At 63.1% G+C, this 15918-nt stretch carries 18 protein-coding genes and 1 riboswitch; of the genes, 11 read left to right on the forward strand and 7 right to left on the reverse strand.

Features of this window, described 5'->3' with window-relative positions; genetic code table 11:
* Positions 1–14: 14 nt before the first annotated feature.
* The 6 genes from tolB to ASF04_RS07340 all read right to left on the reverse strand — a co-directional run bounded on the left by tolB (position 15) and on the right by ASF04_RS07340 (position 4771).
* Complete coding sequence (gene tolB, locus ASF04_RS07315; protein ID WP_056139504.1) at positions 15–1289, reverse strand: Tol-Pal system beta propeller repeat protein TolB; 1275 nt, start codon at positions 1287–1289, stop codon at positions 15–17.
* The gene (gene tolA / locus ASF04_RS07320) at positions 1289–2278 is read right to left on the reverse strand and encodes a cell envelope integrity protein TolA (protein WP_056139506.1); all 990 of its coding nucleotides are present in this window, start codon (positions 2276–2278) and stop codon (positions 1289–1291) included. Before tolA ends, tolB begins: the two co-directional genes overlap by 1 nt.
* Positions 2279–2291: 13 nt before the next feature.
* Positions 2292–2729, reverse strand: a complete 438-nt coding sequence (locus tag ASF04_RS07325) for an ExbD/TolR family protein (RefSeq protein WP_056139508.1) — start codon at positions 2727–2729, stop codon at positions 2292–2294.
* A gap of 29 nt (positions 2730–2758) precedes the next feature.
* Positions 2759–3451, reverse strand: a complete 693-nt coding sequence (gene tolQ / locus ASF04_RS07330) for a protein TolQ (RefSeq protein WP_056139510.1) — start codon at positions 3449–3451, stop codon at positions 2759–2761.
* Between the two features lie 15 nt (positions 3452–3466).
* Entirely contained in the window at positions 3467–3880 is a 414-nt protein-coding gene (ybgC, locus tag ASF04_RS07335; protein ID WP_056139572.1) for a tol-pal system-associated acyl-CoA thioesterase, read from the reverse strand.
* Positions 3881–4021: 141 nt separating this feature from the next.
* Positions 4022–4771, reverse strand: coding sequence for an SDR family oxidoreductase (locus ASF04_RS07340; protein ID WP_056139512.1), 750 nt, complete (start codon positions 4769–4771; stop codon positions 4022–4024).
* Positions 4772–4929: 158 nt separating this feature from the next.
* Positions 4930–5053: riboswitch (ZMP/ZTP riboswitch) on the forward strand.
* 96 nt (positions 5054–5149) lie between these two features.
* On the opposite strand from ASF04_RS07340, the gene glyA reads away from it, so the two are divergent.
* From glyA to ASF04_RS07390, 10 genes are all read left to right on the forward strand, one after another.
* Positions 5150–6397 (forward strand): serine hydroxymethyltransferase, encoded by a 1248-nt coding sequence (glyA, locus tag ASF04_RS07345; RefSeq protein ID WP_019920551.1) that lies wholly within the window; start codon positions 5150–5152, stop codon positions 6395–6397.
* 57 nt (positions 6398–6454) lie between these two features.
* Entirely contained in the window at positions 6455–6925 is a 471-nt protein-coding gene (gene nrdR, locus ASF04_RS07350; protein ID WP_056139514.1) for a transcriptional regulator NrdR, read from the forward strand.
* 126 nt (positions 6926–7051) lie between these two features.
* Positions 7052–7624: a type IV pilus modification protein PilV gene (gene pilV / locus ASF04_RS07355; protein WP_229204957.1), complete on the forward strand. Its 573-nt coding sequence runs from the start codon at positions 7052–7054 to the stop codon at positions 7622–7624.
* A complete protein-coding gene (locus ASF04_RS07360; protein ID WP_056139517.1) occupies positions 7624–8616 on the forward strand; it encodes a PilW family protein in 993 nt (330 codons plus the stop codon). The genes pilV and ASF04_RS07360 overlap by 1 nt, the downstream gene beginning before the upstream one ends.
* Before the next feature lie 16 nt (positions 8617–8632).
* Entirely contained in the window at positions 8633–9124 is a 492-nt protein-coding gene (locus ASF04_RS07365; RefSeq protein ID WP_056139574.1) for a PilX N-terminal domain-containing pilus assembly protein, read from the forward strand.
* Between the two features lie 19 nt (positions 9125–9143).
* Positions 9144–11474: a pilus assembly protein gene (locus tag ASF04_RS07370; protein WP_162241425.1), complete on the forward strand. Its 2331-nt coding sequence runs from the start codon at positions 9144–9146 to the stop codon at positions 11472–11474.
* Positions 11471–11926, forward strand: coding sequence for a type IV pilin protein (locus ASF04_RS07375; RefSeq protein WP_056139521.1), 456 nt, complete (start codon positions 11471–11473; stop codon positions 11924–11926). Before ASF04_RS07370 ends, ASF04_RS07375 begins: the two co-directional genes overlap by 4 nt.
* 15 nt (positions 11927–11941) lie before the next feature.
* The gene (locus ASF04_RS07380; protein ID WP_056139523.1) at positions 11942–12493 is read left to right on the forward strand and encodes a GspH/FimT family protein; all 552 of its coding nucleotides are present in this window, start codon (positions 11942–11944) and stop codon (positions 12491–12493) included.
* A 7-nt stretch (positions 12494–12500) separates the two neighbouring features.
* Entirely contained in the window at positions 12501–13610 is a 1110-nt protein-coding gene (ribD, locus tag ASF04_RS07385; protein ID WP_056139525.1) for a bifunctional diaminohydroxyphosphoribosylaminopyrimidine deaminase/5-amino-6-(5-phosphoribosylamino)uracil reductase RibD, read from the forward strand.
* Between the two features lie 8 nt (positions 13611–13618).
* Positions 13619–14254: a riboflavin synthase gene (locus ASF04_RS07390; protein WP_056139527.1), complete on the forward strand. Its 636-nt coding sequence runs from the start codon at positions 13619–13621 to the stop codon at positions 14252–14254.
* Here ASF04_RS07390 and ASF04_RS07395 read toward each other — a convergent pair whose 3' ends face one another.
* Positions 14255–14521 (reverse strand): SemiSWEET transporter, encoded by a 267-nt coding sequence (locus ASF04_RS07395; protein ID WP_056139529.1) that lies wholly within the window; start codon positions 14519–14521, stop codon positions 14255–14257.
* A gap of 92 nt (positions 14522–14613) precedes the next feature.
* Here ASF04_RS07395 and ASF04_RS07400 point away from each other — a divergent pair, with 92 nt between their 5' ends.
* Entirely contained in the window at positions 14614–15906 is a 1293-nt protein-coding gene (locus ASF04_RS07400; protein WP_056139531.1) for an ROK family transcriptional regulator, read from the forward strand.
* The last annotated feature ends 12 nt before the right edge of the window (positions 15907–15918 follow it).

Consider the following 15918-nt stretch of genomic DNA (forward strand, 5'->3'; position numbering starts at 1 on the left):
AGATTTTGATTGTTTTACTGCATGAACGGACCCCAGGTGGGCTCCTTGATGTTGCCCGCCTGAGTGGTCAGACGTTGCTTCACACGGCCATCGACCGAGACCACGGCCAGCGATTTGCGGCTGCCTGCCGTCGTGGCGTACATGATGTACTTGCCGTTCGGCGCGAAACTCGGCGATTCGTCGCTGGTCGTATCCGACAGGCGCGTTTCCTGGCCACTGCCCAGGTCCAGCACGTACAACTGGAAGTTGCCGTCGCGGCGCGAGATATAGGCCAGGGTCTTGCCGTCCGACGAGACGCGCGGGCTGGTGTTGTAGGTGCCGGAGAAGGTCACGCGCTTGGCGTCGCCGCCGCTGGCGCTCATGCGATAAATTTGCGGGCCGCCGCTGCGGTCGCTGGTGAAGTAGATGCTCTGGCCGTCGGCCGACCATTGTGGCTCGGTATCGATGCCGCCGTTGCTCGTGACGCGGCGCAGGTTGCTGCCGTCGGCGTTCACCGTGTAGATCTCGTAGTTGCCGTCACGCGACAGCGCCACGGCCAGCTTGTTGCCGTCCGGGGCCCAGGCTGGCGCCGAGTTATTGCCTTTTTCATTGGCCACCACGGTGCGGGCGCGGGTGATCAGGTTCTGGATGTAGACGACCGGCTTTTTCTGCTCGAACGACACGTACGCGACCTTGGTGCCGTCCGGCGACCACGATGGCGAGATGATCGGCTCGTTGGAACGCAGCGCCAGTTGCTCGCCTTCGCCATCGGCGTCGGCAATCATCAGCATATTGCTGCGGCCTTCCTGCTTTACATACGAAATGCGGGTGGAAAACGCGCCGCGCACGCCGGTCAGCTTGAAGAACACGTCGTCGGCGATCAGGTGCGCGGACAGGCGCGTGAACTGGGCGGTTACCGCCTTGTCCAGGTTGGAGATCTGCGATTGCTTGACGGTGTCGTACAGTTTGTAGCGCACGTCGTAGCGGCCATCGGCCATGGCATTGACGGTGCCAACCACCAGCGCATCGGCGCCCTTGGCTTTCCAGCCGCTGTAGTCCACGTTGTTGACGTCGCTGATCACACCGGCATCGATGATTTTAAAGGCGCCGCTGCGCTCGAGGTCGGCCTTGATGATGGCCGACACCATGTGCGGCGCCACGCCTTCGTTGGCGAAGCCGGCGACGGCGACAGGGATCTGGTTGCTGCCGGCGCCCGAAATCTCGATGCGCATCTGCGCCTGGGCGCTGCCCATGGTGGCCGCGATGGTCAGGCCGGCGTAGAGAATGATGTGTTTAAATTTGGTTTGCATTAGTGCATATCCTTCATGTTGAAGTTCAGTTCCAGTTCGCGCTCTACCGTACCATCTTTTTTCTTCGGGAGCGGTGACGATTTGGCAATTGCGTTCTCGATCGCACTGTCGTACGCAGGCGAGGCGCTGCCCTTGATCTTGCGGACGCCAATAATTTCACCGGTTGGCAACTGGGTGATCTTGTAGATTGCAGTCAGCGTATCGTCGGTGCCGCCATAGACCAGGTTGTTCTTGACCTTGATACGGATCGCTGCCGAGTAACCGCCATCAACCTTGCCGCCAGTCGATTGCGCAGCCGTGCCGGTGGAACCCTTGGCGGCCGAGCCCGTAATCCGGCTCATTTCCGCTGCGAAGGCTTTGTCTTTTGCAGCTTTATCGGCCTTGTCGGCTTTTTCCTTGGCGAGTTTCTCGGCGGCGGCCTTTTTCTTGGCGGCTTCAGCGGCGAGTTTCTTCTCTTTCTCTTCCTGTTCTTTTTCTTCCTCTTCCCGGGCTTTTTGCTCGGCGAGTTTTTTCTGCTCAAGCTTCTTCTTGGCGTCGAGCTTGGCCTGCTTCTCGTCCGCCTCTTTCTTCAGCTGAGCTTCCTTGAGTTCCTTGGCCTCAGCGATCTTCTTCTCTTCCTCAAGCTTTTTCTTCTTTTCTTTCAGGCGTTCGAGGGCGATGTCGGGTGCTTTGGGCGCGGGCGGTACTTCCACCGGCGGTGGTGGTGGAGCTTTGACCACAGGCGGTGGCACGGGTTCAGGCTCCGGCGCCGGAGTCGGTTCTGGATCAGGTTCCGGTTGGGGTTCCGGCGGGGCGGCGGGGGCGGCGTCCTGCACCGTCATGTCCCAGATTTCTGCCTGGACTTCGGTCGGTTCGGTATTCTGCCAGCTCACGCCCACCCACAGGAACAGCAACAGCACCGCGTGCACCGATACGGCAAGTATCGTTGCGCGCCAGCCGTTGTGTTGTCGCGGCACCTTGTACGGGCCGCCTGCGGTAGGGGGATTCATCTATTCAACGTTCTTATTGAGTGGCCAAACCCACGCGGGTAATGCCCATTTTCTTCGCTTCCGAGATCAGCTGGATCACGTCGTCGTACTTGCTTTCCTTGTCGCCCGAGATCAGCACCGGGTAGTCGGGATGCGCCTCGTGCAGCGTGCGCAGTTTTTTCACCAGCGCATCGCGGCTTGGCGCCGTTTCCGGCGCGTCCGCATCCTTGCCCTTGACGCCGATCGACAGCGCGCCGTTCGGCTTGATGACGATCTGCACGTAGTCGCTGGGCGGCTTGGTCGATTTTTCCGCGTGCGGCAAGTCCACCACCGAGGCGTCGTTGGCCGACGGCATGACCATGAAAATGATCAGCAGGCACAACATCACGTCGATGTACGGCACGACGTTGATTTCGGACTTGAGCTTGCGGCTACGGCCGCCGCGCATGCTGCTGTTAAAAGAAGAACCCATGATCGCTCTGCCTTATCAAATGCCCGTGCTTAGCGCGACTGGCGTTGCAGGATGTTGGAGAACTCTTCGACAAAGCTCTCGAAGCGGATCGCCAGGCGATCGATATCGTGCGAGAAGCGGTTATAAGCCACCACCGCAGGAATCGCCGCGAACAGGCCGATGGCGGTAGCGATCAGCGCTTCGGCAATGCCGGGCGCAACCGCTGCCAGCGTGGCTTGCTGCACATTGGCCAGGCCACGGAACGCGTTCATGATGCCCCACACGGTACCGAGCAGGCCGATGTACGGCGACACCGAACCGACCGAGGCCAGGAAGGCCAGGTGCGATTCGAGCACGTCCATCTCGCGCTGGAAGGCGGCGCGCATGGCGCGGCGGGCGCCGTCCAGGATGGCGCCGTGGTCCATACTTTCACGACTGGCGGCGTAGGCGGCCTTGCTCTTGATGAACTCGCCCATACCGGCTTCGAAGATGCGGGCCAGCGGGCCGCTGCCGGCGCGGTCCTTGCCGGCGTTCTGGTGCAGCGCGTGCAGGTTGCCGCCGGCCCAGAAGGTCTTTTCGAATTCTACGGTCTGGCGGCGCGCCGAGCGCACCGCGAACAGCTTGCTGAAGATGTACGTCCAGCTGACCAGCGAGATAATGAGCAACAACGCCATGATCAATTGCACGATCAGGTGGGCGTTGGTGATGAGGGAGATGAAAGAGAGGTCTTGGGTGACGTTCATTGTTTATCAGTCTGATCAGTCGGAGATTACGTAGTGACGCATTTTTTCGGCCACGGCGGATGGTATGGCGCGCAAGCGCATGGTGGTATCGACGCAGGCGATAGTCACCTGGGCCGAGTTCAACAATTGCTCGCCACACCATGCTTGCTGCTGGAATGCAACCGATGCACGGCCTAGTTTTTGGATGCTAAGAGTTAATTTTATTACGTCGTCAAGCTTTGCAGGCGCATGATACTCCGAGGTCACACTTTTGACGACGAACAACACGTCATGTTCCTGCTGCAATGCGTGCTGGTTCACATTGAGGTGGCGCAGCCATTCGGTACGGGCCCGCTCGAAGAATTTCAGGTAGTTGGCGTAATAGACGATCCCGCCGGCGTCGGTGTCTTCGTAATAGACCCGGACATTCCAGTCGAACTGTGCTGGCATGTTGTATTGAGTGCAAATAAGATTGAGCAACATTCTACGCGAATTTATTGCGCTGGTTGAAGGAAGGACGGGCCAATTGCGTCCTTCCCCTGCAAAATTCAGCGTAAATTAAGTTTCACCACCCATTTATCACGGCCGTGATCAGAGCGTACGCTTGATATTGAGCGGACCGTAACCCTGGCAGGTCGGCATCATCTCGATCCGGTTGATATTGATATGCGCGGGCAGGGTGGCAATCCAGTACGCGGTGTTGGCGATATCGTCGGCGGTCAGCGGCGTGGTGCCTTCGTATACCTTGGCGGCGGCCTCGTCGTTACCCTTCATGCGCACATTGGAAAACTCGGTGCCGCCGCACAGGCCCGGCGCCAGGTTAGTGGCGCGTACGCCGGTGCCCACCAGGTCGGCACGCAGGTTGAGCGTGAACTGTTCGACAAAGGCCTTGGTTGCGCCGTACACGTTGCCGCCTGGATAAGGCGTATCGCCGGCGACCGAGCCGATATTGATGATGGTGCCGCTACCGCGCTTGACCATGTCGGGCAGGATGGCGCGCGTCATCGCAACCAGGCCGCTGATATTGGTGGCGATCATGGTGTCCCAGTCGTCCAGCGACGATTCGTGGGCGGGCGTCACGCCCAGTGCCAGACCGGCGTTATTGACCAGCACATCGATCTGGCGCCAGGCTGGCGGCAAACCGGCCAGCACGGCGGTAATCGACGCGCGGTCGGTCACATCGAGCACGACCGGCAGGGCGGCGTCGCCCAGTTCGGCGGCCAGGGCCTGCAGGCGGTCGGCGCGGCGGCCGGCGATCAGGACTTTATGGCCGTTTTGAACGAAGATGCGGGCCATGGCAGCGCCGAAGCCGGCGGAGGCGCCAGTGATGAAGACGATCATGAGGGTTCCTAGAGTGAGTGACAGGGTGGCAAAATTGTAGCTGAAATGCCCAATGTTGCCCGGCGATGCCGCGAAATGCCGATGTTGCAAATTAGATCAGGCTGGCTTTCGCGCAAATTTGCTCAAATCTGGCGCATAAATTACAATCCCGGTTCCATTACGTCTCACGTAACTGGCGAAAAGCTGCGGTCAGCCCCAAAATGGTGCACTGGTCCGTCGGCGAAAGATGGACATCCATCGGGAAACGTGAGATTTCAACAGCCGTTCGCCTGGGCAGCCCATCGATGGAATGCACGAAAGAGGCTGCCTGTCCGCTTTGGCTTCCCTCATTCGATCCAACCTGCCAGCAACAACGTTACTCATTATTGGAGTTTTTTCATGTTCGCAAAAGATCACACCCTCGCCAGCGTTGACCCGGAACTGTTCGGCGCCATCCAGAACGAAAACACCCGCCAGCACGACCACATCGAACTGATCGCGTCCGAGAACTACACCTCGCCAGCCGTCATGGAAGCGCAAGGCTCCCAGCTGACCAATAAATACGCCGAAGGCTATCCAGGCAAGCGCTACTACGGTGGCTGCGAATACGTGGACGTCGTCGAGCAACTGGCGATCGATCGCGTCAAGCAGCTGTTCGGCGCAGAAGCGGCCAACGTCCAGCCGAACTCCGGCTCGCAAGCGAACCAGGGCGTGTTCTTTGCCGTCCTGAAACCAGGCGACACCATCATGGGCATGTCGCTGGCCGAAGGCGGCCATCTGACCCACGGCATGCCATTGAACATGTCCGGCAAATGGTTCAACGTGGTGTCGTACGGCCTGACCGCTGAAGAGGACATCGACTACGACGCGATGGAAGCGCTGGCCAAGGAACACAAGCCGAAGCTGATCATCGCCGGCGCGTCGGCCTTCTCGAAAAAGATCGACTTTGAGCGATTTGCAGCCGTTGCCAAGGCAGTGGGCGCTTACTTCATGGTCGATATGGCCCACTACGCCGGCCTGATCGCTGCCGGCCTGTACCCGAACCCGGTGCCACACGCCGACTTCGTCACCTCGACCACGCACAAATCGCTGCGCGGCCCGCGCGGCGGCATCATCCTGATGAAGGCAGAGCACGAGAAAATCATCAACTCGGCCATCTTCCCCGGCATCCAGGGCGGCCCGCTGATGCACGTCATCGCCGGCAAGGCAGTCGCCTTCAAGGAAGCGCTGACGCCTGAATTCAAGGCTTACCAGCAACAAGTGGTGATCAACGCCGACGTGCTGGCCAAGACCCTGATCAAGCGCGGCCTGCGCATCGTCTCGGGCGGTACCGAGTCGCATGTGATGCTGGTGGACCTGCGTCCGAAAAACCTGACCGGCAAGGAAGCCGAAGCGATCCTGGGCACCGCCCACATCACCACCAACAAGAACGGCATTCCGAACGATCCGCAGAAACCGTTCGTGACCTCGGGCATCCGCCTCGGTTCGCCAGCGATGACCACCCGTGGTTTCAAGGAAGCCGAAGCGGAAGAAGTGGGCAACCTGATCGCCGACGTGCTGGACAACCCGCACGACGCCGCGACCATCGAGCGTGTAAAAGCTGCTGTTAAAGTGTTGGCCGACAAGTACCCGGTCTACGCCAAGTAATCCCCTGGCGCGCCGGCGGTCACCACCGGCGCGCCGTTTCAATATTCAGTGGCTCATATGAAATGTCCGTTCTGCCAGCATGACGATACCCAGGTTCTCGATACGCGTGTATCCGAGGAAGGGGACGCCATCCGCCGTCGCCGTCGCTGCACGAAATGTGATAAACGATTTACCACGTACGAGCGCATCGAACTGGTGATGCCGGCCGTGGTCAAGAAGAACGGCAGCCGTACCGAATACTCGGCGGACAAATTGCGCGGCAGCCTGTCGCTGGCCTTGCGCAAACGCCCGGTGGCAGCGCCCGCCGTCGATGCGGCGGTCTCGTCCATCAAGGAAAAACTGCTCACCAGCGGCCTGCGCGAAGTCGATACCGGCTACATCGGCGAACTGGTCATGCAGGAATTGCAGCGCCTCGATACCGTGGCCTACATCCGTTTTGCTTCCGTTTACAAAAACTTCGAAGATCTGGCCGAGTTCCAGAATGCGATTGCGGAAGTGGGTGAGGAAAGCAAGCCGCGTAAAACTTAAACGGCCGGGATCGGCTGACTGTTGTCAACCGCCCGGACACAAGCGCACGCTTGATCCATCTCAGATCTCAGCCATAAAGCACTGCTAACGTCGAACTCTGTCCTTGTCATGTAGCGGAGGTTGGCCGTGCGTTCAGGTACAAAGTTGTGGTCGGTGGGGGGCTTCACCCTGCTCGAGGTGCTGATTGCCGTGTTCGTGCTGGCGGTGGGCATCGTCGGCGGGGTGTCGATGCAACTGGCGGCCATGCGCGCGCGGCACCAGAGCGCCTTGCTGGCGCAGGCATCATTGCTGGCGACCAGTATGGCCGAGCGCCTGCGCGCCAACCCGTCGCAGATGCAATTGCCCGATGGCGCCAATCCCTACCTGACCCTCGACTACGATGTGCTCGACCAGCCACCACCCGCGCCGCCGGCCGTGCTGTGCTACGCCGATGCCTGCAACGCGGCCCAACTGGCCTGGTTCGACCTCTACGAAATCAAGACCGCCCTGCGCACGCACCTGCCCAGCGGCCGCGTGCTGATCTGCCGCGACACCGGCCTGTGGAGCGGTGGCACCTTGCTGTGGCCTTGCAGTGGCGGGGCCGGTGCACCGCTGGTGATCAAGGTAGGCTGGCGCGGCAAACGCGCCGACGGCACGCCGCAAGTCGATCGCACCGGCCAACATGTGCCCGGCGTGGCGCTCCAGGTCGGAGCACTGTGATGAAAGGCGCGCGCCAGCATGGCGGCTATCGGTGCACGTCGATAAGGCGCACGCGACAGCAGGGTTGGAGCCTGATAGAACTGCTCGTTGCTGCCGGGCTGGGGCTGTTGTTGACCTTGTTGGCTGGCAGCCTGCTGCTGGCGTCGGCCGGCAACTATCGCCACCACGCCGAAAGCGCCTGGCTCGACGATGGCGGCCGCTATGCGCTCGAGATCATGGCGCAGGCGGTGCGGCAGGGCGCATACGTCAACTGGGACAGCACGACCGCGCCGGTATCCATTGCCGACGATGGGCCAGCATTGATTGGCGGCTGGGATGCGCACAGCTTGGGCAAGGCCAGCTACGGCATCACCACGCCGCTGCCTGCGGTCGCCAACGGCAGCGATGTGCTGGCTGTGCGCTTTGCCGGTCACGGTCAGGGCACCAGCGGCGATGGCTCGAGCATCAACTGCGGCGGCTTCGGCGTGGCGGCACCCGATGATGGTGACGCACTCGGCTGGAGCATCTTCTATGTCGCACTGGGCGAGGGCGGCGACGGCGAATTGCGCTGCAAATATCTGGGCAATGGCAACTGGGGCGCGGATGCCATCGTGCGCGGCGTCGAATCGTTCCAGGTGCTGTACGGCCTGGACACCGACCAGCCCGCCGACGGCATCCCCAACCGCTATCTGAACGCCACTGCCATCCGCGCCCTCGACAACGCGCTGGCGCCAGCAGGCGCCACGCCAGAAGAACAACAGCGCGACCTGCAGCGGCGCAGCCACTGGAAACGCGTATGCACCGTCAAGCTGGCCTTGCTGCTGCATGGCGACGGCAACACCCGCAGTGACACCCGCGCCATGCAGTTCGACCTGTTCGGGCCGGCATATGCAGACGGCCACAGCCAGGACCTGGGCACGCGCATCATGGAGGTGAACATTCCGGCGACGCAGCGATGGCGGGCGCGGCGCCTGGTGGCGCTGACGGTCATGCTACGCAACAGGAGCGGGTGACACCATGTTCACGACCATGCGTACGCAACGCGGAGTAACGGTGGTGGTGTGCCTGGTCATGATGTTGCTGGTCATGTTGCTTGGCGCGTCGGCTGCGCGCCTGGGGTTGCAGGGGGAGCAGGCCGCGCGTGGCGAGCGTGACCGCGAAATCGCCTTCCAGGCGGCGGAGGATGCCCTGGCGGACGCGGAACGCGCTATTCGGAACGGCAGTGCCGTGGTGGCTGATGACGCATGCGCCGCCGATCCCGCCTGGCAGCGCGCCGACCTGGGCGGCGACGATGGCGGCGCCTGCACCGTCGAATACGGCGAGGCGACCGGCGCGACGATGAGGACCGGCGTGGGATTCTTGCCGTTCAAAAAGCCGCGCTACGTGATCGAAAGCCTGGAATGCCACGAACCCGGTACCGACGCAGCTGATCCGCAGACTTGCTACCGCGTGACGGCGATCGGCTTCAGCCCGAAGCCGGGCGTGGGAGTGGTGTTGCAGAGTGTGTTCATACCTGAGTGAGGGATAAATGGGTACGCAGATGGTTTGGTTGACGATGGTGCGGGAACGGTGCCTGATTTACTGCCTGATTGCATGCGCAGGCTGGAGCGTTAGCGACACCGTTCACGCCGCGCCGCCGGTGCTGGAGATTGCCGGCGAGCCGCTGGCGTCGTCGTGCCACCAGGACAGTGCGGGACAACTTGAGGGGCCCGCGCTGGTGCGCGTTCCGACCAGGCCCGACCAGGCCGGCACCTTGTACCAGTCAGCGATGCAGACGGCCAACTGGTCCGGCAGCTTCATCCGCTATGCGATGGCGCCCGGTACCGGCGGCTTGTCGCAAGCGAAGCTGTCCGTATGGGATGCTGGGGCACTGCTCACCGGCAGCGCGAACCGCGCGCCATCACCGCCGCCGGAGCGACGCAATCTCCATACTTCCATCGTCCAGGCCGACGGCACGCTGGTCATGGTACCGTTCGCGTGGGAAGCCCTGTCGCCCGAGCAGCGCGCCCAGCTCGACTCCGCCAGCGACGGCAGCGGCCTGCAGCGCCTGGCCTGGCTGCGCGGCGAGCGCAGCGCAGAGGGTACGCTGTTCCGCACACGCGGCAGCGTGCTTGGCAACTCGGTCCACAGCACGCCGGTGTACGTGGGCCAGCCGTCACAGGCGCTGGCGCCGGCGCGGCCGGACATGCTTTATCTTGGCGCCAACGACGGCATGCTGCACGCCTTCAATGCTACCGATGGCGCCGAGCTGTTCGCCTATGTACCTGCCGCGCTGTTCGGCGCGTTGCACCGGCTGGCCGATAAGGATTATGTGCACCGCGCCTACGTCGATGGTCCGGCCCAGGCGGGCGACGTGATGATCGCAGGGAGCACGCGCACGGTACTGGTGTCCGGTATGGGCGGCGGCGCGCAAGGCGTGTTCGCGCTCGATGTCACCGATCCCGCCAGGTTTGCAGAACAGGGCGGCGTGCTGTGGGAATTTACCGACCGCCACGATGCCAATATCGGCAACGTTACCAGCGCACCGCAACTGGCCAAGCTGCGCGTGGGCACGTCCGGCGGCGCGCCGGTCTATCGCTATTTTGCAGTCGTCGCCAGCGGCTTGAACAACTACGCTGCCGACAGCAACGCCAGCCCTTCCGGCGACGGCGCCTTGTTCCTGCTGGCGCTGGACAAGCCGCGCAATGCGCCCTGGCGCCTCAACGACAATTACTACCGCCTGCGCACCCCGATCGCTGACGCCACCTTGCCCAATGCCTTGCATGCGCCAGCGCTGGTGAACGACCGCCAGGGCGCCGCCCGCTACGCGTACGGCGGCGACCTGCAAGGCAATCTGTGGCGCTTCGACCTGGTGGCCGGTCCATCGTGGAGCCTCGCGGGGCAGGCAGGTCAGGCGGCTCGGACGGGGCAAACGGGGCAGGTGGTTCCGACGGTTCAGACAGGACAGGCGCAACTGCTGGCTGACAACGCGTCGCTATCACCGCTGTTTGTTGCGCGCGATGCCACCGGCCGCCGCCAGCCCATCGCGCAGCAGCCGCAAGTGGCATACTCCAACGATGGCGGTTACCTGGTGCTGTTCGGCACCGGCAAGCTGATTGAACCGGCCGACCGCGATCCAGCCCGCTTCGCGCCGCAAACCTATTACGCCATCCGCGACAGTCTGCGCACGCCGCCCGAACTTGTCTCCGGCCGGCGCCAGCTTACGCGGCGCGAGCTTAAAGGCGATCCGGCGAGCGAACGCCTCGCCATCGAAGGCGAAGCAATGGCCCCAGGCAGCATGGGTTGGTATATCGACTTGCTGGCATCGTCCCGCACCGGCGAGCGCAGCCTCGACAGTGGCGTACTGGTGAACGGCGCGCTGGCATTCAATACCATGTTGCCCATTAATGAAGGAGGGCAGCCCGTCCAACCGTGGCAAGCGGGACAGCCAGGCACACCTGCCACCCCAGGGACGCCGACCACCCCAGCCACGCCGACCACACCGGGCAATCCCGGCGCAGCGTGCTCGCCCGCGCACAGCCGAACTTACGTGCTCAACGTGCTGACCGGCCTGGCGCTCGGCCAAAGCGTTACCGCCAGATTGCCGCCCACGCCGGAACCGGCGCCGCCTGTCGTTGCCGAACGCACCACCCGCTACGTGCCCCGGCCGCTGTTGCTGCCAGTGCCATCCATCAAGCCCCCCACGCCGCGTGAACCCACCGGCCGGGTGAACCTGGAACAGGACTTCGCCATCGGCGCACCCGGGCCACAGGGCGAGCCGGTGCTGGGCACGGTCAATACCCGCAAACGCGCCGGACGCCTTAGCTGGCGCGAGGTAGCAAACTGGCGCCAGTTGCACCAGGCATACCAGGCGCAACGGGCGGTGCCATGAACACGCCGCGCGGATTTTCCATGATCGAACTGCTGGTCGTATGCGGCATCGCCATGCTGCTGGCAGCAGTTGCCGCGCCGGCGTGGAACGACCACCTGGTGCGCACCCGCCGCCACGAAGCGCAAGCCACCATGCAGCGGTTGATGTTGCAGCAAGAGCGCTACTTCACCCAGCACGGCAGCTATCTCGCCTTTGGCGCCGCCATTCAGGACGACGACCTTGAACAACGCCAGTTCCAGTGGTGGAGCGGCGCCACCGCACCGGCCAGCGGCTACGAAATCGAAGGGAAAGCCTGCGATGGTCATACGCTGGACGCGTGCGTACAGCTGGTCGCCACACCCGGCACGCAGCGTGTGGATGCCCGCTTTCGCGACGCCGACTGCGGCCAACTGCTGCTGACCAGCAGCGGCCTGCGTCAGGCAGACGGTCCGCATGCCAGTTGCTGGCGTTGATGAACGGTGCACACCATGCGACCTTCGACCCCATATGGCGTAACCCTGGTGGAGTTGTTGCTGGTACTGGCCCTGGCCGGCATCCTGCTCGCCGTCGCTGCGCCCGCTTATCAGCAGACGATGCAGCGCCAGCGGTTGCGCGCTGCCGTCACCGACCTGGTGGCTGCGATCGACCTCACCCGCTCGCAGGCGATCGCGCGCGGGAGCATGGTCATGCTGGTGCCGCTCGACCCCGGCGGCATCGACTGGCGCGGCGGCTGGATCGTGTTTGTCGATGCCAACGGCAACCGCCGGCCCGATGCCGGCGAGACCGCGATCTTCCAGCGTGGCCCGCTACCTGCTGGCCTGCGCGTGGGCATTTCGTTCTCTTCCAAAGCGCCGCCAGCCTACGTTGCTTATAATGGCGCAGGACGCAGCTGCAGCGCGAGTAACAGCCTGGCCGCCCGCTGGGGCACGCTGTCGCTGGCGCTGGGCAACAACGCCCGCAACATCAAGATCAATATGCTGGGCCGGCTGCGCGTGTGCGATCCGGCCGTGGAGGCGGCCTGCACGGGCGCATTAGATTAAGGACATAGTGAGAATCCACAACGATACCGAGGGCATGACCCTGGCCCTGGCCTGGGCAGAGCGCGGCCTGTACACCACGTCTCCCAATCCGCACATCGGTTGCGTGATCGTCCGCGACGGCGCAGTGATCGGCGCCGGCGTTACTCAGCAGGTAGGCGGCGACCACGCGGAAATCCAGGCATTGAAAGACGCCCAGGCCCGTGGCCACGACGTGCGCGGCGCCACGGCGTACGTTACGCTCGAGCCGTGCAGCCACCACGGCCGCACGCCGCCGTGCGCCGACGCGCTGGTGCGCGCCGGCCTGGGCCGCGTGGTGGCGGCCATGGAAGACCCGAATCCGCTGGTGGCAGGGCAGGGCATGGCCAGGCTGGCCGCAGCCGGAATTGCGGTGAGCAGCGGTTTGCTGGCCGAGCAGGCCTATGAATTGAATATCGGCTTTTTCTCGCGCATGACACGCGGCCTGCCGTGGGTGCGCATGAAAACCGCCGCCAGCCTCGACGGCATGACGGCGCTGCACAATGGCGCCAGCCAGTGGATCACCGGCGAGCGCGCCCGCGCCGACGGCCACGCCTGGCGTGCACGCGCCTGCGCCATCCTGACCGGCATCGGTACTGTCAAGGCCGACGATCCGCAGTTGAACGTGCGCGGCATCGACACGCCGCGCCAGCCGATTCGCATCGTCATCGACAGCCGCCTTGAAATCGACCCGGCCGCCAAGATATTGCAAGGAGGCGGCACCTGGATCGTGGCCGCCGTGCGCGATGCGGAAAAGGGCGCGGCCTTGCGCGCGCTGGGCAACGAAGTGATCCTGCTGCCCAATGCGTCCGGCAAGGTCGATCTGCCCGAGCTGATGCGCGAGCTGGGTCGGCGCCAGATCAATGAATTGCATGTTGAAGCAGGCAGCAAGCTCAATGGCTCCCTGATCCGCGAAGGCTGTGTCGACGAGTTGCTGGTGTACCTGGCGCCGATGTTGCTGGGCGATGCGCAAGGCATGTTCGCGCTGCCGGCGCTCACGCATTTGTCGCAAAAGCAGTCGTTGAAATTCCACGAAGTAAAGCAGATCGGCGCCGATGTGCGGCTGCTGGCCCGTTTTAATCGTTCCTCCACCCCTACTTGAGAATTCTTATGTTTACTGGAATCGTTGCCGCAGTCGGCAAAATCGCCTCGGTCACCCCACTCGAAGGCGGCTCGTTCGCAGGCGTGCGCCTGGACATTCATGCCGGCGGCCTGCCGCTGGCCGACGTGGCACTCGGCGACTCGATCGCCATCAACGGCGCCTGCATGACGGTGGTGGAAAAGGACGAGTCCAGCTTCCGCGTCGATGTCTCGCGCGAAAGCCTCAACTGCACCGTCGGCCTCGATACGCTCACCGAAGTCAACCTGGAAAAGGCACTGACGCTCAACGAGCGCCTGGGCGGCCACCTGGTGTCCGGCCACGTCGATGGCCTGGGCGTGGTGCGCAAGTTCGAGCCGGTGGGCGAATCGTGGGAACTGGTGATCGAAGCCGATCACGAGCTGGCCAAGTTCCTGGCCTTCAAGGGCTCGATCGTGGTCAACGGCGTGTCGCTGACCGTCAACCGCGTGACCGACATCGGCACCGGCGCCGACCTGGTGTGCCAGTTCTCGATCAACCTGATCCCGCACACGATCGCCATGACCACCCTCAAGCACTTAGTGGTGGGTGTGCAGGTCAACCTGGAAATCGACCTGATCGCGCGTTACGTGGAACGCATGGTGTCGGTGGGCGCCGCTACCCGCTAACTACGGATTGTTTCGATAAGCCCATTTCATCACCAGTACCGAGCACGCCAGCAGCAGCGTGATGCCGTTGTTGATGGCGATGGGCCATGCCTCGATGATCACGCCGTAAATCAGCCACAACAGCACGCCGAAGCAGAACACGCAGTACATGCCAGTGGAAACACCGGCAGCGGACTTGCGGCGCCAGATCAAGAGCACTTGCGGGATAAAAGCGACGGTCGTGCAAAAGGCGGCAATCAGGCCCAGCAGGGTGGAGTCAAAATGCATGGTTTTTCCTTTTGGATTAATAAGTCAACTTGATTTATTAATTAAAGGAAAACTATACTACAAAATCTCCTGCCACCTGTTCCGCTATCCCCATGTCATCGAACCTGCGCGTGCTTGGCCCCAATGAACGGCTCATGCTGCACCATCTGCGGCGTCTTGGCAGCCTGGCCAAGGCCGACCTGGCCCGCGCGACGGAACTCAGCAGCCAGAGCGCTTCGGTCATCATCAACCGGCTGCTCGACGAAAAACTGGTGCGCAAGCTCGAGGCGGTGCGCGGCAGGGTAGGGCAGCCGTCGCAGCCGATCGCGCTCAACCCCGACGGCGCCTACGCGATCGGCATCCACATTGGCCGGCGCAGCCTGGAAGTGATGCTGCTTGACCTGAGTGGCCAAGCGCGCTTTCGCGTCGAGGTGGTCTATCCGCACCCCGAAGTGGATGCAGTGTTCGCTGCCATCGCCCGTCAACTCGATGCCATTGTTGCCCAACTTGGCGCGAGCGGGGCGGCGCGGTTGTGCGGCATTGGAGTCGCTGCGCCGCTGGCGCTGGGCACCTGGCACCAGTTGCTGGGGCAGATGCCAGAGCAGGCCAGGCAGTGGGACAATGTCGATATCCGAGCCCGTTTGCAGGCGATGACGACGCTGCCGGTGGTTTTCGCCAAAGATACGGCCGCCGCCTGCGTGGCCGAGTTGCTGGCTGGCCGCGGCCGCGACCTGCCGGATTACCTGTACGTGTATCTCGATGCCCTGGCTGGCGGAAGCCTGGTATCGGGCGGACGGCCCCACGGCGGCGCGCATGGCAACGCCGGTGCCCTCGGCTCCATGCCGCTGCGGTCAGCCGCCGGTGAACGAGGCGCATCAAGCGGATCTGGCGGATCTAGCGGAACAAGCGGGCTTGACCGGCCAAGCGGATCAAACGGATCAAACGGATCAAACGGATCAAACAGATCGAACGGGGCGGGCATACAGAGGGGGACGGAAGAACGAGGCGGTTTGCCAGCGCAGTTGCTCAGCGTAGCGTCGCTGGCGATGCTCGAACAGCGCTATACAGAGGCTGGCCTCGAAGTGGACGCCGTGCGCGACGAACGCGCCCTCGCAGCGCCCTGGTACGACTTCACGCATGCCTGGGCGAACGAAGCAGCTGACGCGCTGGCTTACGCCGTCTGCAACGCCGCCTGCGTGGTCGATCTGGACGCGGTGATTGTTGATGGCAAGCTCGGGCGCGGTTTGCTGGCGCTGCTGCTTGCGCGGGTGGAAACGGCGCTGGCGCGCTACGACTGGTCGGGCGTCGACCGGCCGCCGGTGTTGGCAGGCGAGGTTGGCGTGGACGCCAATGTCATTGGCGCAGCTTACCTGGCGCTGCACGCGGCGTTTGCTCCAGTCCCGTGACAATGAAAACTT

Origin of the sequence: Duganella sp. Leaf61, from assembly GCF_001421905.1 — a bacterium.
Classification (GTDB): Bacteria; Pseudomonadota; Gammaproteobacteria; order Burkholderiales; family Burkholderiaceae_D; genus Rugamonas; species Rugamonas zoogloeoides.